This is a genomic window from Streptomyces altiplanensis (genome assembly GCF_053591575.1).
The window spans coordinates 1-24287 of record NZ_JBSFUB010000103.1 but is presented as its reverse complement, the minus strand read 5'-3'; the positions used below and the strand labels follow the sequence as shown (position 1 = coordinate 24287).

General features: G+C 70.7%; 25 protein-coding genes and 1 rRNA gene. 9 read left to right on the top strand and 17 right to left on the bottom strand.

Features of this window, described 5'->3' with window-relative positions; all coding sequences use genetic code 11:
• Positions 1-78: ribosomal RNA gene (gene rrf, locus ACWD0Y_RS30670) — 5S ribosomal RNA — on the top strand; the annotation flags it as partial.
• A gap of 64 nt (positions 79-142) precedes the next feature.
• Here the strand turns inward: rrf and ACWD0Y_RS30665 are convergent.
• The 4 genes from ACWD0Y_RS30665 to ACWD0Y_RS30650 are packed head-to-tail and all read right to left on the bottom strand — an operon-like array spanning position 143 to position 3837.
• Positions 143-811 carry a response regulator gene (locus tag ACWD0Y_RS30665; protein ID WP_450263561.1) on the bottom strand — a complete coding sequence of 223 codons (669 nt, stop codon included), beginning with the start codon at positions 809-811 and terminating at the stop codon, positions 143-145.
• Positions 808-2082, bottom strand: coding sequence for a sensor histidine kinase (locus tag ACWD0Y_RS30660; protein ID WP_450263560.1), 1275 nt, complete (start codon positions 2080-2082; stop codon positions 808-810). The genes ACWD0Y_RS30665 and ACWD0Y_RS30660 overlap by 4 nt, the downstream gene beginning before the upstream one ends.
• A 43-nt stretch (positions 2083-2125) precedes the next feature.
• On the bottom strand, positions 2126-2902 hold the full coding sequence (locus ACWD0Y_RS30655; protein WP_450263559.1) for an ABC transporter permease: 777 nt from the start codon (positions 2900-2902) through the stop codon (positions 2126-2128).
• Positions 2899-3837 carry an ATP-binding cassette domain-containing protein gene (locus ACWD0Y_RS30650; RefSeq protein WP_450263558.1) on the bottom strand — a complete coding sequence of 313 codons (939 nt, stop codon included), beginning with the start codon at positions 3835-3837 and terminating at the stop codon, positions 2899-2901. Before ACWD0Y_RS30650 ends, ACWD0Y_RS30655 begins: the two co-directional genes overlap by 4 nt.
• A 130-nt stretch (positions 3838-3967) precedes the next feature.
• On the opposite strand from ACWD0Y_RS30650, the gene ACWD0Y_RS30645 reads away from it, so the two are divergent.
• Positions 3968-4555, top strand: coding sequence for a GNAT family N-acetyltransferase (locus ACWD0Y_RS30645; RefSeq protein WP_450263557.1), 588 nt, complete (start codon positions 3968-3970; stop codon positions 4553-4555).
• Here ACWD0Y_RS30645 and ACWD0Y_RS30640 read toward each other — a convergent pair.
• The 7 genes from ACWD0Y_RS30640 to ACWD0Y_RS30610 form a co-directional block, all read right to left on the bottom strand.
• A complete protein-coding gene (locus tag ACWD0Y_RS30640; RefSeq protein ID WP_450263556.1) occupies positions 4552-6210 on the bottom strand; it encodes a type IV secretory system conjugative DNA transfer family protein in 1659 nt (552 codons plus the stop codon). The genes ACWD0Y_RS30645 and ACWD0Y_RS30640 overlap by 4 nt on opposite strands.
• Before the next feature lies 1 nt (position 6211).
• Entirely contained in the window at positions 6212-7624 is a 1413-nt protein-coding gene (locus ACWD0Y_RS30635) for an ATP-binding protein (protein ID WP_450263555.1), read from the bottom strand.
• 19 nt (positions 7625-7643) lie between these two features.
• Entirely contained in the window at positions 7644-9194 is a 1551-nt protein-coding gene (locus ACWD0Y_RS30630; protein ID WP_450263554.1) for an SCO6880 family protein, read from the bottom strand.
• Complete coding sequence (locus tag ACWD0Y_RS30625) at positions 9191-10579, bottom strand: hypothetical protein (protein WP_450263553.1); 1389 nt, start codon at positions 10577-10579, stop codon at positions 9191-9193. The genes ACWD0Y_RS30630 and ACWD0Y_RS30625 overlap by 4 nt, the downstream gene beginning before the upstream one ends.
• On the bottom strand, positions 10569-11417 hold the full coding sequence (locus ACWD0Y_RS30620) for a hypothetical protein (RefSeq protein ID WP_450263552.1): 849 nt from the start codon (positions 11415-11417) through the stop codon (positions 10569-10571). The genes ACWD0Y_RS30625 and ACWD0Y_RS30620 overlap by 11 nt, the downstream gene beginning before the upstream one ends.
• Positions 11418-11597: 180 nt before the next feature.
• On the bottom strand, positions 11598-11906 hold the full coding sequence (locus tag ACWD0Y_RS30615; RefSeq protein ID WP_028814667.1) for a hypothetical protein: 309 nt from the start codon (positions 11904-11906) through the stop codon (positions 11598-11600).
• Positions 11907-12244: 338 nt separating this feature from the next.
• Positions 12245-12487 carry a DUF397 domain-containing protein gene (locus ACWD0Y_RS30610; RefSeq protein WP_450263551.1) on the bottom strand — a complete coding sequence of 81 codons (243 nt, stop codon included), beginning with the start codon at positions 12485-12487 and terminating at the stop codon, positions 12245-12247.
• A gap of 532 nt (positions 12488-13019) precedes the next feature.
• On the opposite strand from ACWD0Y_RS30610, the gene ACWD0Y_RS30605 reads away from it, so the two are divergent.
• The 3 genes from ACWD0Y_RS30605 to ACWD0Y_RS30595 all read left to right on the top strand — a co-directional run bounded on the left by ACWD0Y_RS30605 (position 13020) and on the right by ACWD0Y_RS30595 (position 15619).
• A complete protein-coding gene (locus tag ACWD0Y_RS30605) occupies positions 13020-13388 on the top strand; it encodes a peptidoglycan-binding domain-containing protein (RefSeq protein WP_450263550.1) in 369 nt (122 codons plus the stop codon).
• 176 nt (positions 13389-13564) lie between these two features.
• Positions 13565-14590 carry a C40 family peptidase gene (locus tag ACWD0Y_RS30600; protein ID WP_450263549.1) on the top strand — a complete coding sequence of 342 codons (1026 nt, stop codon included), beginning with the start codon at positions 13565-13567 and terminating at the stop codon, positions 14588-14590.
• A 285-nt stretch (positions 14591-14875) separates the two neighbouring features.
• The gene (locus ACWD0Y_RS30595) at positions 14876-15619 is read left to right on the top strand and encodes a phosphatase PAP2 family protein (protein WP_450263548.1); all 744 of its coding nucleotides are present in this window, start codon (positions 14876-14878) and stop codon (positions 15617-15619) included.
• A gap of 55 nt (positions 15620-15674) precedes the next feature.
• Here ACWD0Y_RS30595 and ACWD0Y_RS30590 read toward each other — a convergent pair whose 3' ends face one another.
• Together ACWD0Y_RS30590 and ACWD0Y_RS30585 are read right to left on the bottom strand one after the other, a co-directional pair.
• Positions 15675-17270, bottom strand: a complete 1596-nt coding sequence (locus tag ACWD0Y_RS30590; RefSeq protein ID WP_450263547.1) for an FAD-binding oxidoreductase — start codon at positions 17268-17270, stop codon at positions 15675-15677.
• Between the two features lie 146 nt (positions 17271-17416).
• Positions 17417-17578 carry a hypothetical protein gene (locus tag ACWD0Y_RS30585; RefSeq protein WP_450263546.1) on the bottom strand — a complete coding sequence of 54 codons (162 nt, stop codon included), beginning with the start codon at positions 17576-17578 and terminating at the stop codon, positions 17417-17419.
• Positions 17579-17758: 180 nt separating this feature from the next.
• Between ACWD0Y_RS30585 and ACWD0Y_RS30580 the strand changes: the two genes are divergently transcribed.
• On the top strand, positions 17759-18583 hold the full coding sequence (locus ACWD0Y_RS30580; protein WP_450263562.1) for a hypothetical protein: 825 nt from the start codon (positions 17759-17761) through the stop codon (positions 18581-18583).
• An 88-nt stretch (positions 18584-18671) separates the two neighbouring features.
• Positions 18672-18884 carry a hypothetical protein gene (locus ACWD0Y_RS30575; RefSeq protein WP_450263545.1) on the top strand — a complete coding sequence of 71 codons (213 nt, stop codon included), beginning with the start codon at positions 18672-18674 and terminating at the stop codon, positions 18882-18884.
• Between the two features lie 59 nt (positions 18885-18943).
• Here the strand turns inward: ACWD0Y_RS30575 and ACWD0Y_RS30570 are convergent, their stop codons facing one another.
• Complete coding sequence (locus ACWD0Y_RS30570; RefSeq protein WP_450263544.1) at positions 18944-19312, bottom strand: metal-sensitive transcriptional regulator; 369 nt, start codon at positions 19310-19312, stop codon at positions 18944-18946.
• 195 nt (positions 19313-19507) lie between these two features.
• Here ACWD0Y_RS30570 and ACWD0Y_RS30565 point away from each other — a divergent pair, with 195 nt between their 5' ends.
• Entirely contained in the window at positions 19508-20128 is a 621-nt protein-coding gene (locus ACWD0Y_RS30565) for a DUF47 domain-containing protein (RefSeq protein WP_028814660.1), read from the top strand.
• A 6-nt stretch (positions 20129-20134) separates the two neighbouring features.
• Entirely contained in the window at positions 20135-21133 is a 999-nt protein-coding gene (locus ACWD0Y_RS30560) for an inorganic phosphate transporter (RefSeq protein WP_138904914.1), read from the top strand.
• Between the two features lie 138 nt (positions 21134-21271).
• On the opposite strand, the gene pstB is transcribed toward ACWD0Y_RS30560, so the two are convergent.
• Genes pstB through pstC form a run of 3 tightly spaced genes read right to left on the bottom strand, consistent with a single transcriptional unit; the run spans position 21272 to position 24150 of the window.
• Positions 21272-22048 carry a phosphate ABC transporter ATP-binding protein PstB gene (gene pstB / locus ACWD0Y_RS30555; protein ID WP_093800219.1) on the bottom strand — a complete coding sequence of 259 codons (777 nt, stop codon included), beginning with the start codon at positions 22046-22048 and terminating at the stop codon, positions 21272-21274.
• 24 nt (positions 22049-22072) lie between these two features.
• Entirely contained in the window at positions 22073-23152 is a 1080-nt protein-coding gene (gene pstA, locus ACWD0Y_RS30550; RefSeq protein ID WP_450263543.1) for a phosphate ABC transporter permease PstA, read from the bottom strand.
• A complete protein-coding gene (pstC, locus tag ACWD0Y_RS30545) occupies positions 23149-24150 on the bottom strand; it encodes a phosphate ABC transporter permease subunit PstC (protein WP_450263542.1) in 1002 nt (333 codons plus the stop codon). Before pstC ends, pstA begins: the two co-directional genes overlap by 4 nt.
• Between the last annotated feature and the right edge of the window lie 137 nt (positions 24151-24287).

Sequence of the window (24287 nt, the reverse complement as noted above, 5' to 3'; positions counted from 1 at the left end):
CCGAACCCGGAAGCTAAGCCTTTCAGCGCCGATGGTACTGCAGGGGGGACCCTGTGGGAGAGTAGGACACCGCCGAACAATTATTGTGGGAAAGCCCCGCACCTCCTGGTGCGGGGCTTTTCTGCGTTCCCGTCCAGGTTCCTCAGGCCGGCCGTACCAGCTTTGTGTCGTATGCCAGGATGACCGCCTGCACCCGGTCCCGGACGCCCGTTTTGGCGAGGATTCTGGAGACGTGGGTCTTCACCGTCGATTCCGCGAGGTGCAGGCGTTCGGCGATTTCGGTGTTCGTCCAGCCCTGGCCGATGACGGTGAGGATTTCCAGTTCCCGGTCGGTGAGGGACGTAAGGCGGGCGTCCGGTGCTGCCGCCCCGTCGGCTTCTGTCTTCGGCAGGTGGTGGGCGTACGCGTCGAGAAGCCGGCGGGTCAGGCTGGGGGCGACCACCGCGTCGCCCGTCGCCACCGCGCGGATGCCGGACAGGAGCTCTTCCGGGAACGCGTCCTTGATGAGGAAACCGGAGGCCCCGGCGCGCAGTCCGGCGTAGGCGTACTCGTCCAGGTCGAAGGTGGTCATGATGAGGACCTTCGTACGGTCGCCCGCGGCGACGATGCGGCGGGTGGCCTCGATGCCGTCGAGGCCGGGCATGCGGATGTCCATCAGGACGACGTCCGGGCGGAGCCGGGAGACCAGACGCACGGCCTCCGTACCGTTGGACGCCTCGCCCAGGACCGTCATGTCGTCCTGGCTTTCGAGGAGCATGCGGAAGCCGAAGCGCTGCATGGGCTGGTCGTCGGTGATGAGCACGGTCGTCACGGCTCGGGGTCCTCGTTCCGGGGGAGATGCAGGTGGATGCGCCAGCCGCCGGAGGGCCTGGCGCCGGCTTCGAGTGTGCCTTCGTACAGGGCTGTCCGTTCGCGCATGCCCGTGATGCCCCGGCCCTCGGGGGCGGGAGAGGGCGCTGTGCTGCTGGTGTCGGTGATGGTGGCGGAGACGGCCTGCGGGGTGTACGTGACGTCGACTTCTGCGGTGGCGCCGGGGCCCGCGTGCTTGAGGGTGTTCGTCAGGGCTTCCTGGACGACTCGGTAGACGGTGAGCTGCTGGCCCGGGCCCGGTGGTACGGAGCCGGGGTGGTGGCTCACCGTCATGCGTACGGGCAGACCTGCGGCCCGTACGCCGTCCATGAGCTGGTCCAGGTCGGTGAGGGTGGGCTGCGGAGTGAGGTCGGCCGAAGGCGGTTCGTCCTCGCGCAGTACGCCGAGGACGCGGCGCAGTTCCGCCAGGGCCGTGCGGCTCGTCGTGCTGATGGCCTGGAGGGCCTGGGCGGCGCGCTCCGGGGATTTGGCCGCCGCGTACCTGCCGCCGTCCGCGAGGCCCGTGATGACCGAGAGGTTGTGGCCGATGATGTCGTGCATCTCGCGGGCGATACGGGTGCGTTCGGCGGCCGCGGCGAGCTGGGCCTGCTGGTCGCGTTCGGTCTCCAGGCGGCGGGCGCGGTCGACCAGCGCCTCCGTGTAGTCCCTGCGGGTGCGGACCGCGATACCGAGGAGCGTGACCATGGCGAAAGCCCAGACGGCCGGTACGACTTGCTCGCTCCAGCCGTCGGGCGGAAAGCGGAGGGCGCCCGCGACGGACGGTCCCATCATCAGAGCCGCCGCCCACCAGAGCCTCTTGAGCGGCAGGCGCAGCGCGATGTGGAAGACCGGGAAGAGCTGGAGGAGGGCCGCCTGCAGGACGGCGCCGGTGAGGCTGTTGGCGAGGGCGACCAGCGCCATGGCGGTGAGGACGGGCAGGGGGTGGCGGCGGCGCCACAGCAGGGGCACCGAGAGGCCGAGGCTCATCGAGAGCACCAGCCGGTCGGGCAGGTTCGCGTTGTGGGCGATGGTCTGCCAGCCGCCCTCGCCGTAGTCGATCAGGGCGGCCGTCACGAAGAAGGCGGTCAGCAGCAGGTCCCAGACCAGTGGGCGGCGCCGGTCGAAGGCGCGTACGTGATGCAGGAGGTGCTGGATCTGCCGGGTGAGCGCCGGAGCGCCCGTGGACCAGTCCTGGTCCCGGGCGCCGGCTTCGCTTCTCGGGGCGCGCGTCACCTGTCCATCCTCGTACAGAGGCTGTGCGGAAGGGAGTTGGGGTTCATACGTCGCGGCGCCTGAGCAGCAGGCCCGCCGCCGCCAGGGAAGCCGCCGCCCACAGGACCAGGGCGAGCAGCGCCGCTCCGGGCGAGGCGGCGCCCGGCACGGTCTGGGCGGAGACGAGGGCCTCCACCGACTTGGACGGGAAGTACTCCACGGCGTCGCCGACGATGTCGTACGGCAGCATGGCGAGCACTTCCGGGAGGATCATGACGCCGCCGACGAAGGCGCCGACGGCGCCCGGCACCGAGCGGAGCAGCGCGCCCAGGCCCAGGGCGATCAGACCGAGCAGGGTCAGGGCCGCCGCGCTGCCGGTCAGGGCGCGCACCACGCCCGGGTCGCCGAGCGAGGCCGCCTGGTCGGTGCCGGAGAGGAAGAGCTGCGCGGTCAGGAAGGTGACGAAGGCGGTGACGAGCGTGAGGGTGAAGGTGACCGCGCCGAAGACCGCGGCCTTGGACCACAGGACGGGGAGCCGGCGCGGTACGGCGGTCAGCGAGGCGCGGATCATGCCGGTCGAGTACTCGCCCGCGGTGACGAGGATGCCGAGGACGGCGAGCGCGATCTGCGCGAACTGGATGCCGATCAGGACCAGGAGGACGGTGTCGACGTCTCCGTCGCCGCCGCCCGTCGTGTAGGTCGCGCCCATCAGCAGGCCGATACCGAGCGTCAGCGCGCTCGCCGTCAGCAGGGTGATCCAGGTGGAGCGCAGCGTCCACAGTTTGTGCCACTCGGAGCGCAGGACGCGGCCGGGGGTCACCCGGTGGGCTGGCGTGCTCATGCTGCGGCTCCTTCCAGGGGCGTGGCCTGGTACTCGACCGCGTCGCGTGTCAGGTCCATGAAGGCCTGCTCCAGCGAGGCGGTGCGGGGTGCGAGTTCGAAGAGGGGGATGGAGTGGGCGGCGGCGGTGCGGCCGATGTGTTCGCCGTCCGTACCGCGGACTTCGAGCGTGCCGGGGGCGGGGGAGGTGATGTCGACGCCCGGAGCCGTCAGGAGCTCGGAGAGGAGGCCGGCCTCGGGGGTGACGACCTTGACGACGCCTTGCCCGGAGTCCCGTACGAAGTCGGCGACCGTGGTGTCGGCGAGCAGCCTGCCGCGGCCGATGACGACGAGGTGGTCGGCGGTCAGGGCCATCTCGCTCATCAGGTGGGAGGAGACGAGGACCGTGCGGCCTTCCGCGGCCAGGGACTTGAGGAGGGTGCGGATCCACAGCACGCCTTCCGGGTCGAGTCCGTTGACCGGTTCGTCCAGGACGACCGTGGCCGGGTCGCCGAGCAGCGCCGCCGCGATGCCGACGCGCTGGCCCATGCCGAGCGAGAAGCCCTTCACCCTGCGGTGCGCGACGTCGGTGAGGCCGGCGAGGCCGAGTACGTGGGTGACGCGGCTGCGCGGGATGCCGTGGGTGTGGGCGAGCGCCATCAGGTGGTGGTGGGCGGTGCGGCCGGGGTGGACGGAGCGGGCCTCCAGCAGGGCGCCGACCTCGTGGAGCGGGGCGGTGTGCGCGGCGTAGGCGCGGCCGCCGACGGTCGCGTGGCCCCGGGTCGGTGCGTCCAGACCGAGGAGCATGCGCAGGGTGGTGGATTTGCCGGCTCCGTTGGGGCCGAGGAAGCCGGTGACGGCGCCGGGGCGGACGGTGAAGGTGAGGTCGTCGACGACGGTCCTGTCGCCGTACCGCTTGGTGAGTCCGACTGCTTCGATTCCGTTTGGCCTGGTCATGAACCCGACGCTACGGAGCGGGCGGTGGCGCATCGTCCGACCGTGGGCGGGGGCGGGGCACGGGGAGTAGTACCCGGGTACGACGCCGAAATCGCTTGGCTCAGGGGCGGGGGCGGGTGAGTATCGCCGGATGGACTGTGTGATTCGACCCGTACGCGCCGATGAGTGGGCCAAGGCGAAGGAGCTGCGGCTTGCCGCGCTCCAGGACCCGCTGGCGGGCATCGCTTTTCTGGAGACGTACGGGAAGGCCGTGAGTGAGCCCGACTCCTTCTGGAAGGGGCGTACGGACCGGGTCACGGGGGACGGTTCCGAGGCGCGGCAGTTCGTCGCGGAGGCGCCGGACGGGCGGTGGGTGGGGTCCGTCACCGTGATCGTCGAACGGGCGGGGGCGGAGGGGACGTTCGGCGGTGCGCCGGAGGCCGACCAGACGCATGTCGTGGGTGTCTTCGTGCGGCCCGAGGCACGGGGGACCGGGGTGGCGCAGGAGCTTTTCCGGGCGGCGCTGGAGTGGTCGTGGGCGCTGACGGATCCGCGGATCGAGCGGGCCAGGCTGTACGTGCACGAACGCAACGGGCGGGCGGAGGCGCTTTACGCCAAGGCCGGCTTCCTGCGGAGCGGGGAGACGGTGGCGATGCCGGGGAACCCGTCGGAGACGGAGTACGAGATGGTGGCCGAGCGGCCGCGGGGGCAGGGGGCGGGCGGGGGCAGGGGGCTCTAGCCGGCGGTGAGGGTGTGGTCCGGCCAGCGGGCCCGGCCCTGTTCCCGGGAGCGGAGCAGGACCAGGGGCGACAGGCCCTGGTCCTGGCCGGTCGACAGCAGCTCGGGGAGCCGGGGAAGCGGAGCCACGGCCGCGACGTCGTCCAGGACGAACGTCATGGGCGGGTCGAGCCGGCCGGTGGATGACCGTGCGGCCATGCGGCGGCCGTGCTCGACCACGCTTGACGCGAGTGCGGTGAGCAGAGGCATCGCTCCGGGACGCGACTTGGGGTCCTCGATTGCTTCACCCACCACGTAAAGGGTGCCTCCCTCGCCCGCAAATGATTCCAGGCTGAGCGAATCGGTTCGGTTCGGGGTGCAGGCTTCGCGGATGTGGACCGAGGAGAGGGCCGCGAACGCCCTGACCGTCAGTTCCTGTGCGATCTCACGGCGTTCCGGGTAAGCGGTGAGCGCGGATTCGAGGAGGCCCGCGGCGCCGCTCGACGCCTTGGGGTGGGTACGGAGGATACGTACCGCCTCGTGCGCACTGTGCCCCTGCGCCCAGCGGTGCACCTGGCGGAAGGGGCGGCCGTCCACGGCGGCGGCGTGCAGCCAGCTGCTGAGCAGGGTCTGGGCGGTGTCGGCCACCGCCGCGTCCAGCCGCGCCTGGGGCCGTACGGGCGCCAGCAGCGCCACGGCGCGCGCGGCGGCGGTGTCGGCCCGGTCGCAGCCGGCGGTGGGGGACCAGTGGAGGCGGGCCGGGGTGTCGCAGAGGTGCCCGGGGTCGTACACGAGGACGGGGCCGAGCTTGGCGCGCGCGTCCTTGGTCTCGGCCCACACGGTCGGGTCGGAGGTGACGACGAGCGCGGGGCCTTCGGCGTCGAGGACGGCCTGTACGGCGGTGGGGCGCCTGACCTCGGGGCTGCCGTAGAGGAGGCGGGGGGCGCGGGGCGCCGGGACGGCGGGACTGCTCCAGCCGCCTGCCGGCTGCGGCGCGGCGAGGGGGCCGGAGGCGGGGGCGGTGGCGCCGGGCGGGGGAGGGGGGCTCGGGGCCGCGTGCCGGGTGCCGTCGGGGGCGGTGGCGGTGGCGGTGGCGCCGAGTGGGGTACCGGCCGGGGCGGCGGCCCGGGCACCCGTGTGGTCACCCGTGTGGGGCGGCGGCACCTCGGAGCCGTGGCCCGCGCCCGCCCCGGCGCTCGCGGCCGGCCCTACGGGCGATGCAGGCCCGGGCCCGTGGCCCGCGCCCGTGGGCGGCGGGACCGTGGCGCGCGGACGTTCTGCCGCTTCCGCCTTGGCCGCCCTCGCCGCTGCCCTTGCCGTCTCGCGCTGCACCTTCAGGCGGGCCAGTACGCCCACCACGAAGACCGTCAGCACGCACAGCACCATCAGCTCACTGATCAGCAGTCCCCAGAACAGGCCGTACCCGGACAGCTGGCCCGGCGGTGTGTCCGGCCACGCCGCCGGGATGTCCTGGGGGGCGCCCATCAGGTGGCGCAGAGCCAGCGGCGTACGGGCGAACGTGACGCCGTCCGGCCAGGCGCCGTGGGCGAACAGGCCCGCCAGGCCCGTCGCCAGCCATGCCAGGGCCGTCAGGCCGAACAGGAAGGCCAGCAGACCGACCAGCAGGGAGTCGGGAATGCCGCGCCCGCCCTGCTGCTGTCTGTCGTCGGGTCTCATGTCAGGCGACCGTCGATTCCGAGGACGACCCGCTCATCTGCTGCTCGATGAGGGCCGCCCGCTGTTCCGCCTCCAACTCCGCGGCTCGCATGTCGTCCGAGAGCATGTCCGCCGAGGTCTCCGTCATCGCGCGGTCCGTGAAGACCAGGGGCCGTTCCGCCTCCGTGATCAGGTGTTTGACGACCTGGACGTTGCCGTTGACGTCCCATACCGCGATGCCCGGCGTGAGGGTCGGGATGATCTCCACCGCCCAGCGCGGCAGCCCGAGCACCCGGCCCGTGGCCCGCGCCTCGTCCGCCTTCTGGGCGTAGATCGTCCGCGTCGACGCCATCTTCAGGATCGCCGCCGCCTCCCGTGCCGCCGCGCCGTCCACCACGTCCGACAGGTGGTGGACCACCGCCACGAACGACAGGCCGAGCCGGCGGCCGAACTTCAGCAGGCGCTGGAAGAGCTGCGCGACGAACGGGGAGTTGATGATGTGCCACGCCTCCTCCACCAGGAAGATGCGCTTCTTGCGGTCCGGCCGGATCCAGGTGTGCTCCAGCCACACGCCCACGATCGCCATCAGGATCGGCATCGCGATGGAGTTGCGGTCGATGTGGGACAGGTCGAAGACGATCAGCGGCGCGTCGAGGTCGATGCCGACCGTCGTCGGGCCGTCGAACATGCCCCGCAGATCACCGTCGACGAGGCGGTCCAGGACGAGGGCCACGTCCAGGCCCCAGGCCCGTACGTCGTCCAGGTCGACGTTCATCGCCTCCGCCGACTCCGGCTCGGGGTGGCGCAGTTGCTCGACGATGTCCGTCAGGACCGGCTGCCGGTTGACGATCGTCTCGTTCACGTACGCGTGCGCGACCTTGAGCGCGAAGCCGGACCGCTCGTCGAGGCCGTGCCCCATCGCGACCTCGATGATCGTACGGAGCAGGGCGAGCTGCCCCGTCGTGGTGATCGACGGGTCGAGGGGATTGAGGCGGATGCCGCCGTTGAGGGCCGCCGCCGGGTCGAGCCGGATGGGGGTTATCCCCAGCTCCTGCGCGATCAGGTTCCATTCGCCGACCCCGTCCTCGCCCTGCGCGTCCAGGACGACGACCTGCCGGTCCTTGAAGCGCAGCTGGCGCAGTACGTACGTCTTCTCCAGTGCCGACTTGCCGTTGCCGGACTCGCCGAGCACCAGCCAGTGCGGGGCGGGCAGTTGCTGTCCGTACAGCTGGAAGGGGTCGTAGATGTAGCCCTTGCCGCTGTACACCTCGCGGCCGATGATCACGCCCGAGTCGCCGAGGCCGGGCGCGGCGGTCGGCAGGTAGACGGCCTGGGCCTGCCCCGTCGACGTACGGACGGGGAGTCTGGTCGTCTCCACCTTCCCGAAGAGGAAGCTGGTGAAGGCATCCGTGAGTGCGGACAGCGGATCTCGCATGGCGGGTCTGCCCTCTCGGTTAACGACGGATACCGGTGGCGAACGGCAAGGTGTTGACGAACGCCCGGTGGTGCTCGCGGTCGCACCACTCCAGCTTGAGATACGACTTTCCGGCCGAGGCCCTGATGGTCCGCTTGTCGCGGGCCAGCGCCTCGGGAGAACGCGACGACACAGTGATGTACCCGACCAGGTTGACACCGGCCGCACCGCTCGCGAGATCTTCACCCCGCTGGTCGAGCCGGCCGTGTGCCGCGATGTCGCGCGGGTCGACGGTCCGGTTCATCTTGGCCTGGCGGCTGGCCTCCGCCTCGTCGTTCGTCTTCTCCGTCAGCATCCGCTCGATGGCGACCTCGGTGGGTTCGAGGTCCATGGTGACCGCGACCGTACGGATCACGTCGGGGGTGTGGACGAGCAGCGGCGCCAGGAAGTTGACGCCGACCGGCGTCATCGGCCACTCCTTCACCCAGGCGGTGGCGTGGCACCAGGGCGCGCGCGTGGACGACTCGCGGGTCTTGGCCTGGAGGTACGTCGCCTCCATGGCGTCCAGCTCGGCCGGCCACGCGTTGCGCTTGGTCATGGCCTGGATGTGGTCGATGGGGTGGTCGGGGTCGTACATCGAGTGCACGAGGGAGGCGAGGCGTCCCTGCCCGAGGGGCTGGCGCACGCGGATGTCGGCCTCCGCGAGCCGCGCGCAGATGTCGGTCAGCTCGCGCGCCATGACGACGGCGAGCCCGGAGTCGCGGTCGAGCCTGCGGCCGCCGTGGGGGCGGGCGGCGCGGGCCATGGCGTGGGCCTCGGCGGCGAGCTCGCGGGAGTAGTGCATGCAGGCGACGAGGTAGGCGCGGTGCTGCTCGCTGGAGGTCGACACCATGGACTGGAGCTGGTCGTACGAGTCCTTGAGCCAGCCGGGGGCGTGCGTGTCGCCGCGCTGGGTGACGTCCTTGGCGTGGGCGTCGGGGTCGGCGGGGAGGGTGCGGGCGAGCATCTGGAGGCGGGTGACGAAGCCGTCGCCGTTGGCGACGTGTTTCAGCAGCGTGCCGAAACGGTCGACCAGCGCCTCCTGGTCCTCGCTGTCGCGCAGGCCGACGCCCGGCCCTTCGATCTCGATGGCCGCTGTCACCGTGCGGCGGTCGGCGTGCAGGAGTACGGCGATCTCGTCGGGGCCGAAGGGGGCGGCGAGCCAGGTGATGCGCCCGATGCCGGGCGGCGGGCCCACCTCGACCTCGCGGCCGTCGCCGCGCACGCCCGCTTCCATGGCGCCGCTGCGGTAGGTCGTGCCGTTGCGCAGGGTGCGCTTGTAACTGCGGTTGATCTCGAACCACTTGTAGAAGGTGCGGTGCTTGTACGGGACGTACACCGCCATCAGGGCCAGCATCGGGAAGCCCATCAGCAGCACGATCCGCAGGGACAGGACGGGGACCAGCAGTCCGCTCATCATGCCTAGGAACGCGCCGGCGATGATCAGCACGATCTCGCCGGTCTCGCGGTTCTTGCCGACGATCGCGTTCGGCCGGGCGCGGCCGATCAGATACGTACGGCGGGGCGTGATGGGTTGGGACTGCGTCGTCAACGCCCTGCACCTCCTGTGCTGTTGTTGCCGGTACCCGTGTTGCCGGTACCGCGGTTCGTGTGCGTGCTGGTGCTACGGGCCGAGGGGGCGGCGGAGGGGACAACTCCGCCGCCTCCCGCGCCGCCGCTTCCTCCGGCGGTTCCGCCGCCGGTCCCGCCTCCGCCGGAGCCGCCGGAGCCGCGGGAGCTGTGGGCCGCCACGCCGCCGCTGACGGGGTTGGCCTGGCGGGGCGGCGAGCCGTTGCCGCCCCGGTCGCCGCCTCCGCCGCCACGGCTGCTGTGGGTCTTGATGCCCTGGGAGACGAGGGCGGCGGGGGAACTGATGACGGCGGCCGCCTGGGCGCCGTCGGTGGCCTTGTTGCGGTTGGAGCGGGCGGAGGCGATCTCGTCGCCGAAGCCGGGGACGAAGCGGTAGATCATCCCGGAGGCGAAGATCGCCAGCAGGATGATGGCGAGACCGGACACGACGGCGGAGAAGGCGTTCGGCCCGTCGTCGGAGGAGAGCGCCCCGGCGAGGCCGAGGACGATCACGATGACGGGCTTGACCATGATGACGGCGATCATGATGCCGGCCCAGCGGCGTACGTGCCCCCACATGTTCTTGTCGACGAGCCCCGCGTAGACGACGACGCCGAGGAGCGCGCCGACGTAGAGGAGCAGGGCCCGGATGAACAGCTCCAGGAAGAGGATCCCGGCCGCGAGGATGGTGACGAGGGACACGACGATCAGCATGATCGGCCCGCCCCCGATGTCGTCCCCCTTCTTGAGCGCCTCGGAGAACGACCCGAAGAACACGTCGGTCTGGCCGCCGGTGCCGGCGGCGATGACTTCGGTGACGCCGTCGGTGGCCGTGACGATGACGTAGAGGATCAGGGGCGTGAAGGCGGAGGCGAGGACGGTGAGCCAGAGGAACCCGATGGCCTCGGACAGCGCGGTCGCGAGCGGCACGCCGCGGATGGCGCGCTTGGCGACGGCGAGCAGCCACAGGACGAGGGTGAGGATGGCCGAGGCGGCGAAGACGATGGCGTACTGCTGGAGGAACCTGGGGTTGGTGAAGTCGACGCTGGCGGTCGACTTCACGGCCTCGGAGAGTTTCCCGACGATCCAGGCGGCGGCGTCCGCGCAGCCCTTGGCGAGGGAGGACAGGGGGTCCAGGGACTCGGTGGGGCTGGTGGGGGCGCGGAGACCGGAGCGCTCGCCGCCGCTTTCGCCGTTCTGGCAGTAGTCCTTGGCCGGACCGACGATGAGGTCGCAGTTGTCCTTGTCGGACGGCGTCGGCGTCGGCGACGGGGCGGCGAACGCCCGGGCGGCAAAAAGCACGGCCGTTGTCTGTACGAACACGAAGACGGCAGTGAGTTTCAGCGCGCGGCGTGGGCTACCGGGCATAGGTGAACCCTCCGTACTCCTCGACTGCCTTGGAGATCTCGTCTGCGTCGGAGGCTGCGCGGTCAGCGTTCACGGGGGCCGGTCCCTCCTTCTGGGAGAAGCTCTCGACCTTCCAGTCACCACCTGCCCACTGGACCTCGAGTGTCATGGTGAACCAGTCGTTGGTCACCGGGTTGGTCGAGCCGACGCCTGCGGTACCGAACACGCCTGTGCACCAGACCTCAACGGTCGCGGCGCTGTCCGTATAATTGGTGACTTTGGTGCCGACGGGCGCTGTGCGCGAAACGTATGTCATCCCCTGAGCGGCGTTGCCGTTCTTGTCGAGCCCGACCTTGTCGAGGAAGTCCTGGTTGTAGGCCTCGTCGAACCTTGCCTCCAGCTCCGGGACCTTCGCCGGAACGAAGATCTGTCCCACGATCTCCTGTCGCCGGTCGGGCTTGAGGATCTCGGCGGAGACGAGAGCCACCGCGTAATTCGCCGCCGCGCTCTGCGCGCCCTGCTCGTCCTGCGCGAAACCGGACGGAATCAGTCCGTTCTTGCCCTCGACCGGCCTCACGCCCGTCGCGGCCGTCGGTTCCGCGCCGCCGCTCCCCTTCGCCTCGCCGCCCGAGCCGCTGTCGCCGCCACCCCGGTTCGCGAATGTGATAGCCGCGATCAGCAGCACCACCACGCCCACCACGGTGACGAGGGAACGCGAGGTCCGTACGGGCCGTCGCGCGCCCCCGTACACATCGTTCCCGCCGCCCTCGGGGAGGCGCGTGCGGGTCTGGCCGGAGCCGCCGAAACGGCTCGTACGACCCGTGTCGCCGCCGTATTCGTGCTCGTCGCCGGGACTCATGCCGCGTGCACCCCCTCGACCGTTTGCAGTTCCGCGTAGTACGACGGTAGCCGTGCTGGTTCCCGCGCGGGCGCGGTGTGGTGACTCGACATCAGGGAGACGCAACCTCAGCCGGTGGGCACGACGGACGGGTGGGGTGGGAGAGCGGGCCGGGAACGCCCGGTGCTGGCTGACGGCAGGTTAAACAGCCATCCCGTACACGATGGTGAAGAGCGTGCCGAGCGAGCCGATGATGAAGACGCCGGTGAGACCGGCGACGATCAGCCCCTTGCCCTGCTCGGCGCTGAACGTGTCCCTCAGGGCCGTCGCGCCGATCCGCTGCTTCGCGGCTCCCCAGATGGCGATTCCGAGGCAGAGGAGGATGGCGACAGCCATCACAACCTCGATCATGACGCGGGCCTCGTTCCCCAGGGTCCCGAACGGGCCCCAGTTCGGGGCAATTCCGCCGATGATGGTGGTGATGTCGCCCTTTTCGGCTGCCAGGTTCATGTAAGTCACCGCCCCTGTCGGGTAGTTCGTCGCCCCTGCCGCACGACAGGGGTCACGCTCTATCTTCGCTGATGAAACCGCGTAGGTATGTCGACTTGGTAGCTGTCTTTGCCCGGCCTCCGGCGTATCGCCGGTCCGACCGCGCTGACCTGCGGTGCCGACCGGCCGTATTCGGAAACACGTATGGTAACTCTGTGTATCACGCGGTGTGACTCCGGGCAATGACTGGCGTTATGCACCTTTGGTCGGACGTGGCCCCCAGGGGTCGCGGGCGGCTCCGCGGTGCGTGCGGTGGGGCCGCCGGGGCCCGGCGCGACCCCGGCGCGCGCCCTGCTGGCCTACCGGTCCGTGTGGTCCGGGGTGTCGAGTCCGGCGAAGTGGCGGAACTCGCCGGCCTGTACGCCGAGCACGAACGCGTCCCACTTCTTCCGGTTCGTCGTGACGACGTTCCCGGGACCGCTGGTCTCGCGGAGGTGGACCAGGTCCTCCGGCCCGAAGGCGATCTCGATCCAGGGGCCGGGGCCGTCCTCTCCCCCGGCAGCGGCGCGGATCCAGCCCAGGCCGGCGGGGATCTCAGCCATGGGAAGACGTCCCGGCTCTCTGCCGGAGAGCGCGCGACGGCTTCAGTTCTGTCGAAGAGAAGCCGGTACTTCCGAAGCCGGGCCCCGGCATCGGGGAACGCGAGTCCGTGAGACTGGTCCAGGTGCACGGTGTCCACCTGTGAGACCGGGCCGTACGCGTAGGAGATGGACCGGCCCGGACCGGGGACGGCGCCGGCCTCGATGCGCAGGCGCCGACAGCCGGGGCGCGTGCCTGCTCGGCGGCGGGCTGCCCGGCGGTGGCGGGAAGCTGCTGCGGGTGGAGCGCGAGCGGAAGGCGGAGTGCCAGGGGTACGCGTGGAGCGATCCGGCGTGACCGCGCGGGCGGTTCGCGGACGCGGGGCGCGCCGGGCCTACCGGGCGCACCCTGGTGGTACGGACATCCGGGGCGCGCCGGGGCCCGTCACCCACATGAGCTGTTCCACCGACATGCGCGAATAGTCGTACTTCCGTTGGACACGAACCTCTCCGGCAGTTCAGCCGCATCAACCAGCCTGGAGAAGGAGAGTCCCTCATGCTCGTACGCCACCGGGTCGCCCTCGCGTCGGCCGCCGTGCTCGGCGCGCTCGCTCTGTCCGTCCCGCCCGCCGTCGCGCACTCCGCCGCACCGGCCGCCGCGCCCGTGCCCGTCGCCCAGCTCGCCCCGCCCGCCTACTGCGGCCACTACGACGGCAGTGCCACGACCCGGCGCGGCCATGCCGGTGCCGCGGTGAGGGAGGTGCAGTGCCTCATCAACCACTGGGCCGGCGGGGAGGCGCTCGCCGTCGACGGTGTCTTCGGGGCCCGTACGGAGAGCTGGGTCGTCCACTTCCAGGACGTGAAGGGCCTTCAGGTCGACGGCATCGTCGGGCCGCGGACCTGGGCCGCCCTGCGCGCGCTCTGATCCGGTGCCCCGGCCCGGTGCTCTGACCGGGCGCTCTGACCCGCCGCGTCTCGCGGTACGTGGACGCCGTGTCCGCCACTCCGTGGCGGCGCGGCGTTTCGGGCGTGTGTGACACCACGTCGGACACGTGCGCGAAAACTGCTGTGAACCCGTCTCGGATGGGGGAGGGTTGAAGGGTGCGCAAAGTCTGGGTGGTCAGCGGGATCGGGATCGGCCTCTGCCTGAGTTTCGTCGCGCTGCTCGTCGTCGGGACGTTCTCCGCCGCCGCGGGGCTGGCCGGCGGTGCGGGCGGCGGTCGGGCGGTCGGGCTGGCCAAGGGAGCTGTGCCCGCGCTGTACCAGCCGCTCGTGCAGAAGTGGGGCAACCTCTGCCCGGCCATCAACCCGGCGCTCCTCGCCGCGCAGTTGTACCAGGAGAGCGGCTGGAATCCGAGGGCGCAGAGCCCGGCCGACGCGCGCGGCATCGCGCAGTTCATCCCCGGCACGTGGGCGTCCCACGGGGTCGACGGGGACAAGGACGGGGACCGGGACATCTGGGACCCGGCCGACGCGATTCCGTCGGCGGCGACGTACGACTGCGAATTGGCTGGATACGTCAAGAAGGTGCCGGGGGATCAGACCAAGAACATGCTCGCCGCCTACAACGCGGGCGCGTACGCCGTCATCAAGTACGGGGGCGTCCCGCCGTACCGCGAGACGCAGAACTACGTGAAGATCATCACCAGCCTGGAGGAGAGCTTCGCGCGCCCCGTCGGGCGGGTCGAGCCGTCGCGGCAGGCCGCCGGGGCCATCTACTTCGCGCAGAAGAAGCTCGGCACCAAGTACCTGTGGGGCGGGAACGGCACGCCGGAGCAGGGCGGCCGGTTCGACTGCTCCGGGCTGACCCAGGCCGCGTACCGGACGGTCGACATCGAGCTGCCGCGCGTGGCCAACGACCAGTACAACGCCGGGCCGCACCCGTCCAGGGACGAGCTGCTCCCGGGCGACCTGGTCTTCTTCTCGGACGACCTGACGAACTCGCGCGCGATCCGGCACGTCGGCCTCTACGTCGGCGGCGGCTACATGATCAACGCCCCGTACACCGGTGCCGTGATCCGCTTCGACAAGATCGACACACCGGACTACTTCGGGGCGACCCGGGTCACCGCGGACGGCGCGGAAGCACTCCCCACGGACCTTCCGGAAGACCGCGGCGGCGCGTGACATGGCTTGAACCCTCTGTTATTGCCGCCCCCTGAGCTGCGGTGATGTGTCTCTCTTCGATAACGTGATGGTGATCTTTCAGTGGAGATCGGTGGAGAGTGGAACGGTGGGGCCGGAGAGAGCGTTCCCTTGACCGGGGGACTGTGACAGCCGCGCTCACCACGCACTGACCACGGCATGGCTTTGCGTCGAACCGATCGCATCGCATGGACCACGGGGGTTCGCAGGAGCGGCACGCAGACGCGCGTGCCGCGCAGCAGGCAACAAGGCAAGGGGCCGCGGCAGATGGCTGGACTCGCACTGGACGGGGCGAACCCCGACGTCAGTCTGCTCTACGACATCAACGGACTGGCGGCGGATGCGCCGGGCTGGTTCGACCGGGTCATGGAGTTCGTCGGGGAGTACGGGACGATGCTCGGCATCGTCCTGCTGGGGCTCTGGTGCTGGTGGAGCGTACGCAGGCGCGAGGACGCGGTCACCTCGGTGGCGGGGCTCGTCTGGGCGCCGCTGGCGGCCGGGATCGCGCTGCTGATCAACATCCCGATCCGCGGGTTCGTGGAGCGGCCCAGACCGTTCAACGACCACAAGGGGCTCGAGGTCCTCATCGCGGGCAAGACGGACTACTCGTTCGTCAGTGACCACGCGACGCTGGCGATGGCCATCGCCGTCGGAATCTTCGTCGCCAACCGGAAGTTCGGGCTCGCGGCGATCGGACTGGCGGTCGTGGCGGGCTTCTGCCGCGTCTACATGGGTGTGCACTACCCGACCGACGTCATCGGAGGGTTCGCTCTCGGTACGGCCGTGGCGCTGCTGCTCGCGCCGGTCGCGATGGCGCTGCTCACACCGCTCATGGGAGCGATCGCGCGTTCGGAGAAGGTGGGCCGGCTCGTACGGGCGAAGGGGCCCACGGTGCGTACGACGGACGTCGGGGTCGGGACCGGTACCGGAGCGCGCGGCGGTGACGGCGGTTCGGCGGTCGTCCCGGCGCCGCGCGCCGGGGACAGCGAGCGCAACGACCTGGCGGCCTGAGCACGGATCACCAAGGGGGAGAGGCGCACCGGACGGTGCGCCTCTCCCCCTTTTTTCACAGCGCCTGGGGGAAGTCGAAGAGCCTGTCGGGGTCGTAACGCCTCTTCAGCTCGGTCAGCCGGCCCGCGGCCGCGCCGTAGTAGGCCCTGCGCCAGTCGGTCAGGGTCGCGTCCGTGTAGTTCTGGTACGCCGCTCCCGAGGCGTACCGGCGCATCGCCCCGTGGGTGTTTTTCAGCCACGTCTGCTGGGCGGCGCCGGAGGTGCCCGCGCGCCAGGCGCCGATGTACTGGGCGAGCATCCGTGAGCGGCGGTGCACGAACGCCGTCGCGAGCGGGTCCACACGGTTCACCGCGCCGCCGAGGGCGGTCAGCGCGATGGTTCCGGCGCCGCCCCGGTCGACGGGGAGGCGGGTGAACGCCTCGGTCCGGTCGAGCAGCGCGCGTACCCCGGCGGGGGAGAGGGAGCGGTCGAAGAAGTCGCTCCGGGCCGCGTACGTCTCACGGCGCAGGACGCCCTCGGGGGTGCGGCCGGGGGTGGTGCCCGGCAGGTGGCACCGGGCGTCGCTGAGATCGGCGCAGCCGGCGTACAGGAGCATCGACTCCTGGTAGCTGCGGCGGCGCAGGGAGACCGAGCGGGCGGGGGCGCCGATCCTGTCGGCGAGGCGGTCCACGGCGTTCTGGAGGTCGCCGTACGTGCCGAGCGAGAAGGCGGAGACGGAGACGTTGGGCGTCGTACCGCCCGGACCGGCGGCGAGGTGCGCGGACGACCAGATCTCGTCGGGCTGGCCCGGCCCCCACTCCTGCCAGGCGGTGACGACGGCCTGCGCCTTCGACCAGGGCCAGGAGAGGAACGCGGTGACGGCGGCCGGGGCCGGGCGGGTCCGGAAGGTCATCTCGGTCACCACGCCGAAGTTGCCGTTCCCCGCGCCGCGCAGGGCCCAGAAGAGGTCCGGGTGCTCGGTGGACGTGCAGCGCAGGCGCTTGCCCGCGGCGGTGACGAGGGTGACGGAGGTGAGGCTGTCGCAGGTCAGGCCGTACGCACGGGAGACGACCCCGTGGCCGCCGCCGAGGGCCAGTCCCGAGATGCCGACGGTGGGGCAGGAACCGGCGGGGACGGTGCGGCGGCCGTGGCGGGCGAGGCCCTGGTAGACGTCGATGAGTCTGGCGCCCGCGCCGATGGTGCCGTTCGCTTCGATCGTGGCGAGTTTCGATACGTCGACGACCAGGCGCCCGGTGCCGGAGGACCAGCCCGCGTAGGAGTGGCCGCCGTTGCGGATGGCGACGGGGGTGCGGTGCGCCGCGGCGAAGGCCAGGCATTCCCTGACGTCCGCCTCGTGCGCGACGTAGGCGACCGCGGCGGGCTTCAGGTGGTCGAAGCGGGTGTTGTAGAGCCGGCGGGCGGTGGGGTAGGCGGCGTCGCCGGGGCGGACGAGCGGGCCGTCGAGACTGCGGGCGAGGGCGGACCAGGCGGGGGCGCGGGAAGGGGAACGGGAACGGGAAGGGGAAGGAGCGCGGGAGGTGGCGCCGGGGGCGCCGGTGGGGCCGCTGAGGCTGCCGTTGCGGCCGTCCGTGGTGGCGGTGCTGGTGCAGGCGGCCACGGCGGCGGTGGCCGCCAGGGCCGTGGCCGAGGTGAGAAGTGTGCGCCGTTCCATGATGTCTGCCTCCCGGTGGTCGAGACGGCTTCGAGGCGGAACGGGTTCCTGCGGGGCGGTGCTCTTTCCGGGCTCGGGTGCGGACGCGGCCCGGGTGCGGGTACCGCTGTGGAGTCTCCCCGGCCGCGCCCGTTCCCGAAACCGGGTCAGCTTGTCGTCACGTGCAGGTCCGCGTCCGTGCGGGCCCGTTCGCGGGACCGGCGGGCCGGGCCGCGCCAGCCGCAGGTGCAGTGGGCGAAGCAGAAGGAGCCGCGTTCGGTCGTGCCGGTGCGGTGGGTGGGAGCGTCCGGTGTGGCGTGTTGCAGCACGGGTCCACGGTACCGGGGGAGTTGGACCGTGTGACCGGCCGGTCGGAAGTCGGCGGCCGGCTTGCGGACCGGTGCGCACGGGGGCCGGGCGAGCCGGGGCGTGACCGCGTTCGCGGGGAGTCGTTAGGCGGAGCGGGTGCGATGGGTCACCGTGTGGTAAGGCGTTGGGGGTTGGCGGCGATGGTGGTGCGGCAGCACAGAGGCAGGGGCGGCGCGGTCGCCGTGGCCGTCGCGGCGGGGCTGCTGGCCTCCACCGGGTGTTCCGGTGGCGGTGCGGTCGCCGAGGACCAGCGGGGCGGCGCTCCCCTCGACACCGTGCGCCGCGCGGCCGACGTGCTCGTCGCGGCCGGGAGCTCCAAGGCCCGTACGTCGATGGTCATGGCCACCGGCGGCACCCGGGTCACCATCCGGGGCGAAGGGGCGTACGACTTCAAGAAGCGCATGGGGCGGCTCGAGGTGACGCTGCCGCCGGACCCCGACGGCTCGGACAAGCACCGGCCCATCACGGAGCTGCTCGCCCCCGGGGCGCTCTACATGAAGAACCGGGGCGCGGGCGTGCCCGCCGACAAGTGGGTGCGGATCGACACGACGACGCTGGAGGACGGGAACCTCGTCACCGGCGGGGCGACGGATCCGCTGGCCGCCGCGGAGCTGCTGCGCGGGGCGGAGGACGTGACGTACGTCGGGAAGGCCGATGTGGCCGGAACCGGTGTCCGGCACTACCGCGGGATCACCGACATCGCCCGGGCCGCGCGCGTCGCCGCGCCGCACGCGCGCGGGGCGCTCGCCGCCGCGGCGAAAGGGTTCTCCGAGGACGCGGTTCCGTTCGACGCGTACTTCGACGAGCAGGGGCGGCTGCGCAAGGTCCGCCACCGGTTCGACTTCGCCAACGCGGGACGCACGGTGGCCGTCGCCTCGACGACACTGCTGTACGCGTTCGGAGCGCCGGCCGAGACGCGGCTGCCGGCGGCGGCGGACATCTACGCGGGGAAGATCCACACATAGGCGGGTGGGGGGAAATGGTCCGTCCGTGCCATGCGCGGTGCGTGCCGCGCTGCCTACGCTGGGAAGCCGACGATGGCTGAAAGAGGTGATGTACGTGGCACCGTTGAGCAGTACGCCCGTCCAGGACCACGTCGCCCTCGCCGAGATCGAGCTGTGCGGTGAGCTGATGATCGCGGCGTCCGGCGCCGACGGGGAACGGCTCAGTCCGGACCGTATCGACGAGGTGCTGAAGGTCGGGGCAGGGGCAGGGGCAGGGGTGGCGGCCGGCGGCGGGCCGGAAGCCCGCGAGCGTCCGTTCTGACGGCAGGTCCGGGGACCGCCGGGTCCCCGGACCGTGAACGCCCTGGGATCAGGCCCTCATCAGGTCCTCAGCAGGCGGGCGATCGCCTTGGTGGCTTCTTCGACCTTCTCGTCGATCTCTTCGCCGCCCTTGACCGCCGCGTCCGCCACGCAGTGCCGCAGGTGCTCTTCCAGGAGTTGCAGCGCGAAGGACTGGAGCGCCTTCGTCGAAGCCGAGACCTGCGTGAGTATGTCGATGCAGTAGACGTCTTCGTCGACCAGCCGCTGCAGACCGCGGATCTGGCCCTCGATCCGGCGCAGGCGCTTGAGGTGCTCGTCCTTCTGCTTGTGGTACCCGTGCACCCCGCGGTCGTGGTCGCTCACCACGGCTTCGGAGGCTCCGGAGGGCGCTTCGGTCGTCGTCGCGCCGGCCGCCTCGGTGGTCGTCATCGCGTCCTCCCGTTGTCCTGAAAGGGTCTGCATACCCCGGCTGGGTATATGGTAACGAATTTCGCGGGTACTGGCCCGGGGGCCCGTACTGAGCACTGTGCCCGATGGGCGACACTGAAGAACGCCGGTTAGCCGTGGCCGGATGATGCGCCTAGCATCACCCTGACCGAATCCAATGCACCCCGAGGACCCCACGTGCGCTTTCGTCTGACCCCCAGGGAGACGAGCTTCTACGACATGTTCTCCGCCTCCGCGGACAACATCGTCACGGGCTCGAAGCTCCTGATGGAACTGCTCGGAGCGGACTCCTCCGCCCGAGTCGAGATCGCGGAGCGGATGAGGGCAGCGGAGCACGCGGGGGACGACGCGACCCACGCGATCTTCCACCAGCTCAACTCCTCGTTCATCACGCCGTTCGACCGCGAGGACATCTACAACCTCGCCTCGCAGCTCGACGACATCATGGATTACATGGAGGAGGCCGTCGACCTGGTCGTGCTGTACCAGATCGAGGAGCTGCCGAAGGGCGTCGAGCAGCAGATCGAGGTCCTGGCCCGGGCGGCCGAGCTGACCGCCGAGGCCATGCCGCACCTGCGGACCATGACCAACCTGACCGAGTACTGGATCGAGGTCAACCGCCTGGAGAACCAGGCCGACCAGATCCACCGCAAGCTGCTCGCGCACCTCTTCAACGGCAAGTACGACGCCATGGACGTGCTCAAGCTGAAGCAGATCGTGGACGTGCTGGAGGAGGCGGCCGACGCCTTCGAGCACGTCGCCAACACGGTCGAGACGATCGCCGTCAAGGAGTCCTGACCTCCGGTGGACACCTTTGCGCTCATCGTGACCATCGGGGTCGCGCTCGGCTTCACGTACACGAACGGCTTTCACGACTCCGCGAACGCCATCGCGACTTCGGTTTCCACGCGGGCGCTGACCCCGCGCGCGGCCCTCGCCATGGCCGCCGTGATGAACCTCGCCGGTGCCTTCCTCGGCAGTGGCGTCGCCAAGACCGTCAGTGAGGGGCTCATCGCGACCCCGCACGGCGACAAGGGGATGGGAATCCTCTTCGCCGCCCTGGTCGGGGCGATCGTCTGGAACCTCGTCACCTGGTACTTCGGTCTTCCTTCGTCCTCCTCGCACGCGCTCTTCGGCGGCATGGTGGGCGCGGCGCTCGCGGGCGGGACCGAGGTCATCTGGTCCGGCGTGCTGGAGAAGGTCGTCATCCCGATGTTCATCTCGCCGTTCGTCGGGCTGCTGCTCGGCTACCTGGTGATGGTGGTCATCCTGTGGATGTTCCGCAAGGCGAACCCGCACAAGGCGAAGCGGGGCTTCCGTATCGCCCAGACCGTCTCGGCGGCCGGCATGGCGCTCGGGCACGGTCTCCAGGACGCGCAGAAGACCATGGGCATCGTGGTGATGGCGCTGGTCATCGCCGATGTCGAGGGTCAGGGCGACGCGATCCCGATGTGGGTCAAGATCGCCTGTGCGCTGACGCTCTCGCTCGGTACGTACGCGGGCGGCTGGCGCATCATGCGGACCCTGGGCCGGCGGATCATCGAGCTGGACCCGCCGCAGGGCTTCGCGGCGGAGACCACGGCCGCGTCCGTGATGTACACGGCCTCGTTCATGTTCCACGCGCCGATCTCCACGACGCACGTCATCACCTCCGCCATCATGGGCGTCGGCTCGACCAAGGGGTCGCGCGCCGTGCGGTGGGGCGTCGCCAAGAACATCGTGATGGGCTGGTTCATCACCATGCCGGCCGCCGCGCTGGTGGCCGCCGCGTGTTACTGGGTCGTCCTGCTGGCCTTCGGCTGAAGCGTATGAGAACGGGCCCGCCCCCACTCCCTGTGAGGAGTGGGGGCGGGCCCTTTGCCTTGCGGTGGCACCGCCATGCAGCACCGCAGGACAGGCGTGGCGGCCGGCTTCCTGCCGGAGCGGTCCAGCCGGAGCGGCCTAGCCGAAGCGGCCGGAGATGTAGTCCTCCGTGGCCTGGACGGACGGGTTGGAGAAGATCCGCTCGGTGTCGTCGATCTCGATGAGCTTGCCGGGCTGGCCGATCGCCGCGAGGTTGAAGAACGCCGTGCGGTCCGATACGCGCGCCGCCTGCTGCATGTTGTGCGTCACGATGACGATCGTGAAGCGCTCCTTCAGCTCGCCGATCAGGTCCTCGATGGCGAGGGTCGAGATCGGGTCCAGGGCCGAGCACGGCTCGTCCATCAGGAGCACCTGCGGCTCGACCGCGATCGCGCGGGCGATGCACAGACGCTGCTGCTGGCCGCCGGAGAGGCCGGAGCCGGGCTTGTTCAGGCGGTCCTTGACCTCGTTCCAGAGGTTGGCGCCGCGCAGGGACTTCTCGACGACCTCGGCGAGCTTGCTCTTCTTGTACGAGCCGTTGAGGCGCAGGCCCGCCGCCACGTTGTCGAAGATCGACATGGTGGGGAAGGGGTTCGGGCGCTGGAAGACCATGCCGACCGTGCGGCGGACGGCGACCGGGTCGACGTCCTTGGCGTACAGGTTCTCGTCGTCCAGGAGGACCTTGCCCTCGACGCGGCCGCCGGGGGTGACCTCGTGCATCCGGTTGAGGGTGCGCAGGAAGGTGGACTTGCCGCAGCCGGAGGGGCCGATGAAGGCCGTCACGGAGCGGGGCTCGACGGTCATCGAGATGTCGTCGATCGCCTTGTGGTTGCCGTAGTAGGCCGACAGGCCGCTGATGTCGATTCGCTTGGCCATCTGAATCACTGCTTTCTGCTGGCCTTAGCGGCCGGTGCTCGGGGCCTTCCAGCGGGCGATGCCGCGGGCCACCAGGTTGAGGATCATGACGAAGGCGATCAGGACGAGCGCTGCGCCCCAGGCCCGGTCGATCGACGCTTCGGTGCCGACGACGTACTGCTCGTACACGTACAGCGGAAGCGAGGACTGGGCGCCTTCGAAGGGGTTCGGGTTGATCAGCTTCGTACCGAAGACGAGCAGCAGAACCGGGGCGGTCTCACCCGTGATGCGAGCCACCGCGAGCATCACGCCCGTGGTGATTCCGCCGATCGCGGTCGGCAGCACCACCTTGAGGATGGTCCGCCACTTGGGGACGCCGAGGGCGAGGGACGCCTCACGGAGCTCGTTCGGGACGAGCTTGAGCATCTCCTCGGTGGAGCGGACGACCACCGGCATCATCAGGATCGCGAGGGCCAGCGCGCCGGCGAATCCGGAGGGTCCGAAGCCCAGCATCAGATTCCAGGTGGCGAGGATGAACAGACCCGCGACGATCGAGGGGATGCCCGTCATGACGTCGACGAAGAAGGTGACGGTCTTCGCCAGCCTTCCGCGCCCGTACTCGACCAGGTAGACCGCGGTGAGCAGACCGACCGGGGCGGCGATCAGAGTCGCGATGCCGACCTGCTCCAGGGTGCCGAGCAGGGCGTGGTAGATGCCGCCGCCCTCGTCGGTGTCGAGCAGGCCGCTCATCGAGTGGCTGAGGAAGTACCCGTCGATGACCTCGATGCCCTTGGTGACCGTCACCCAGGCCAGGGAGAGCAGCGGGACGAGGGCGAGGATGAAGCAGACCCAGACGACGCTGGTCGCCACGCGGTCCTTGCCCTGCCGGCTGCCCTCCACCTTGGTGGTGATCGCGAAGGTGGCCAGTACGAAGAACAGGGCGGCCAGCATGCCCCACTGCACACGGCTGTGCCAGCCGGCGACGAGGCCGAGGCCGATGCCGGCCGCGACGGACCCGGCGGCGATGGCGGCGGGGGCCCAGCGGGGGAGGCGGGCGTGGGCGAGCGACGCGTGGGGCGCGGGGGAGACCGGGCGCTTGTCCATGGTCGGGCTTGTCAGGCTCATGCGTTGGCCCCCGAGTACTCCTTGCGGCGGCCGATGATCCAGCGGGCCGCGCCGTTGACCAGCAGCGTGATGACGAAGAGAACGAGACCGGAGGCGATCAGGGCGTCACGGCCGAACTCGTCCGCCTCGTTGAACTTCGCGGCGATGTTCTGCGCGAAGGTGCCGCCGCCCGGGTCGAGCAGCCGGCCGGAGATGATGAAGCTCGGGGAGAGCACGACGGCGACGGCCATCGTCTCGCCGAGGGCACGGCCCAGGCCCAGCATCGAGGCGCTGATGATGCCGGAGCGGCCGAAGGGGAGGACGGACATCCGCATGACTTCCCAGCGCGTGGCACCGAGGGCCAGAGCGGCCTCCTCGTGCATCTTCGGCGACTGGAGGAAGACCTCCCGGGTGACGTTGGTGACGATCGGCAGGATCATGATCGCCAGCAGGATGCCGACCGTGAAGAGGTTGCGGGCGGGGCCGTCGCTCGTCTTGTCGAAGATGTAGGTCCAGCCGAGGTACTGGTCGAGCCACTGGTTGAGGCCGGCCAGGTGCGGGACCAGGAAGACGGCGCCCCAGAGGCCGTAGATGATGCTCGGCACCGCTGCCAGCAGGTCGACCACGTACGCGAGCGGTGCGGCCAGCCTGCGCGGGGCGTAGTGCGAGATGAACAGCGCGATGCCGATGGCGATCGGCACGGCGACGGCCATGGCGATGATCGAGCTGACGATCGTGCCGAAGAGGAGGACGGCGATGCCGAACACCGGCGGGTCGCCCGCCGGGTTCCACTCGGAGGAGGTGAGGAAGTTGGCTTCGTCCTTCGAGACGGCGAGGCCGGTGCGGTAGGTGAGGAAGGCCGCGATGGCGGCCATGATCACCAGGAGCGCGATTCCCGAGCCGCGGGACAGACCGATGAAGACGCGGTCACCGGCGTGGCTGCTGCCCTTGGAGGCCAGCGTGGTGCCGGGTCCGGGCGGGGATGGAGGGGACGAGGTGGTTTCGGTTGCTATATCCATCGGTTTTCTCCGGTCTGCGGAGCCGGCGGGGGCTCCTGGCGGCGGTGCACCGGAAGGCGTGGCCGGCCCCGGGCGGCGGGGCCCGTCGTTTTTGGGGTCGTTAGTCGTGTTCATGCTGCGAGGGTGACGGCGGGGGT

Coding starts and splice junctions, on each gene's coding strand:
- ACWD0Y_RS30655 (WP_450263559.1), bottom strand. CDS start 2,902: ATGAGCACGCCAGCCCACCGGGTGACCCCCGGCCGCGTCCTGCGCTCC.
- ACWD0Y_RS30650 (WP_450263558.1), bottom strand. CDS start 3,837: ATGACCAGGCCAAACGGAATCGAAGCAGTCGGACTCACCAAGCGGTAC.
- ACWD0Y_RS30645 (WP_450263557.1), top strand. CDS start 3,968: ATGGACTGTGTGATTCGACCCGTACGCGCCGATGAGTGGGCCAAGGCG.
- ACWD0Y_RS30640 (WP_450263556.1), bottom strand. CDS start 6,210: ATGAGACCCGACGACAGACAGCAGCAGGGCGGGCGCGGCATTCCCGAC.
- ACWD0Y_RS30635 (WP_450263555.1), bottom strand. CDS start 7,624: ATGCGAGATCCGCTGTCCGCACTCACGGATGCCTTCACCAGCTTCCTC.
- ACWD0Y_RS30625 (WP_450263553.1), bottom strand. CDS start 10,579: ATGCCCGGTAGCCCACGCCGCGCGCTGAAACTCACTGCCGTCTTCGTG.
- ACWD0Y_RS30620 (WP_450263552.1), bottom strand. CDS start 11,417: ATGAGTCCCGGCGACGAGCACGAATACGGCGGCGACACGGGTCGTACG.
- ACWD0Y_RS30615 (WP_028814667.1), bottom strand. CDS start 11,906: ATGAACCTGGCAGCCGAAAAGGGCGACATCACCACCATCATCGGCGGA.
- ACWD0Y_RS30610 (WP_450263551.1), bottom strand. CDS start 12,487: ATGGCTGAGATCCCCGCCGGCCTGGGCTGGATCCGCGCCGCTGCCGGG.
- ACWD0Y_RS30605 (WP_450263550.1), top strand. CDS start 13,020: ATGCTCGTACGCCACCGGGTCGCCCTCGCGTCGGCCGCCGTGCTCGGC.
- ACWD0Y_RS30595 (WP_450263548.1), top strand. CDS start 14,876: ATGGCTGGACTCGCACTGGACGGGGCGAACCCCGACGTCAGTCTGCTC.
- ACWD0Y_RS30590 (WP_450263547.1), bottom strand. CDS start 17,270: ATGGAACGGCGCACACTTCTCACCTCGGCCACGGCCCTGGCGGCCACC.
- ACWD0Y_RS30580 (WP_450263562.1), top strand. CDS start 17,759: ATGGTGGTGCGGCAGCACAGAGGCAGGGGCGGCGCGGTCGCCGTGGCC.
- ACWD0Y_RS30575 (WP_450263545.1), top strand. CDS start 18,672: ATGTACGTGGCACCGTTGAGCAGTACGCCCGTCCAGGACCACGTCGCC.
- ACWD0Y_RS30570 (WP_450263544.1), bottom strand. CDS start 19,312: ATGACGACCACCGAGGCGGCCGGCGCGACGACGACCGAAGCGCCCTCC.
- pstB (WP_093800219.1), bottom strand. CDS start 22,048: ATGGCCAAGCGAATCGACATCAGCGGCCTGTCGGCCTACTACGGCAAC.
- pstA (WP_450263543.1), bottom strand. CDS start 23,152: ATGAGCCTGACAAGCCCGACCATGGACAAGCGCCCGGTCTCCCCCGCG.
- pstC (WP_450263542.1), bottom strand. CDS start 24,150: ATGGATATAGCAACCGAAACCACCTCGTCCCCTCCATCCCCGCCCGGA.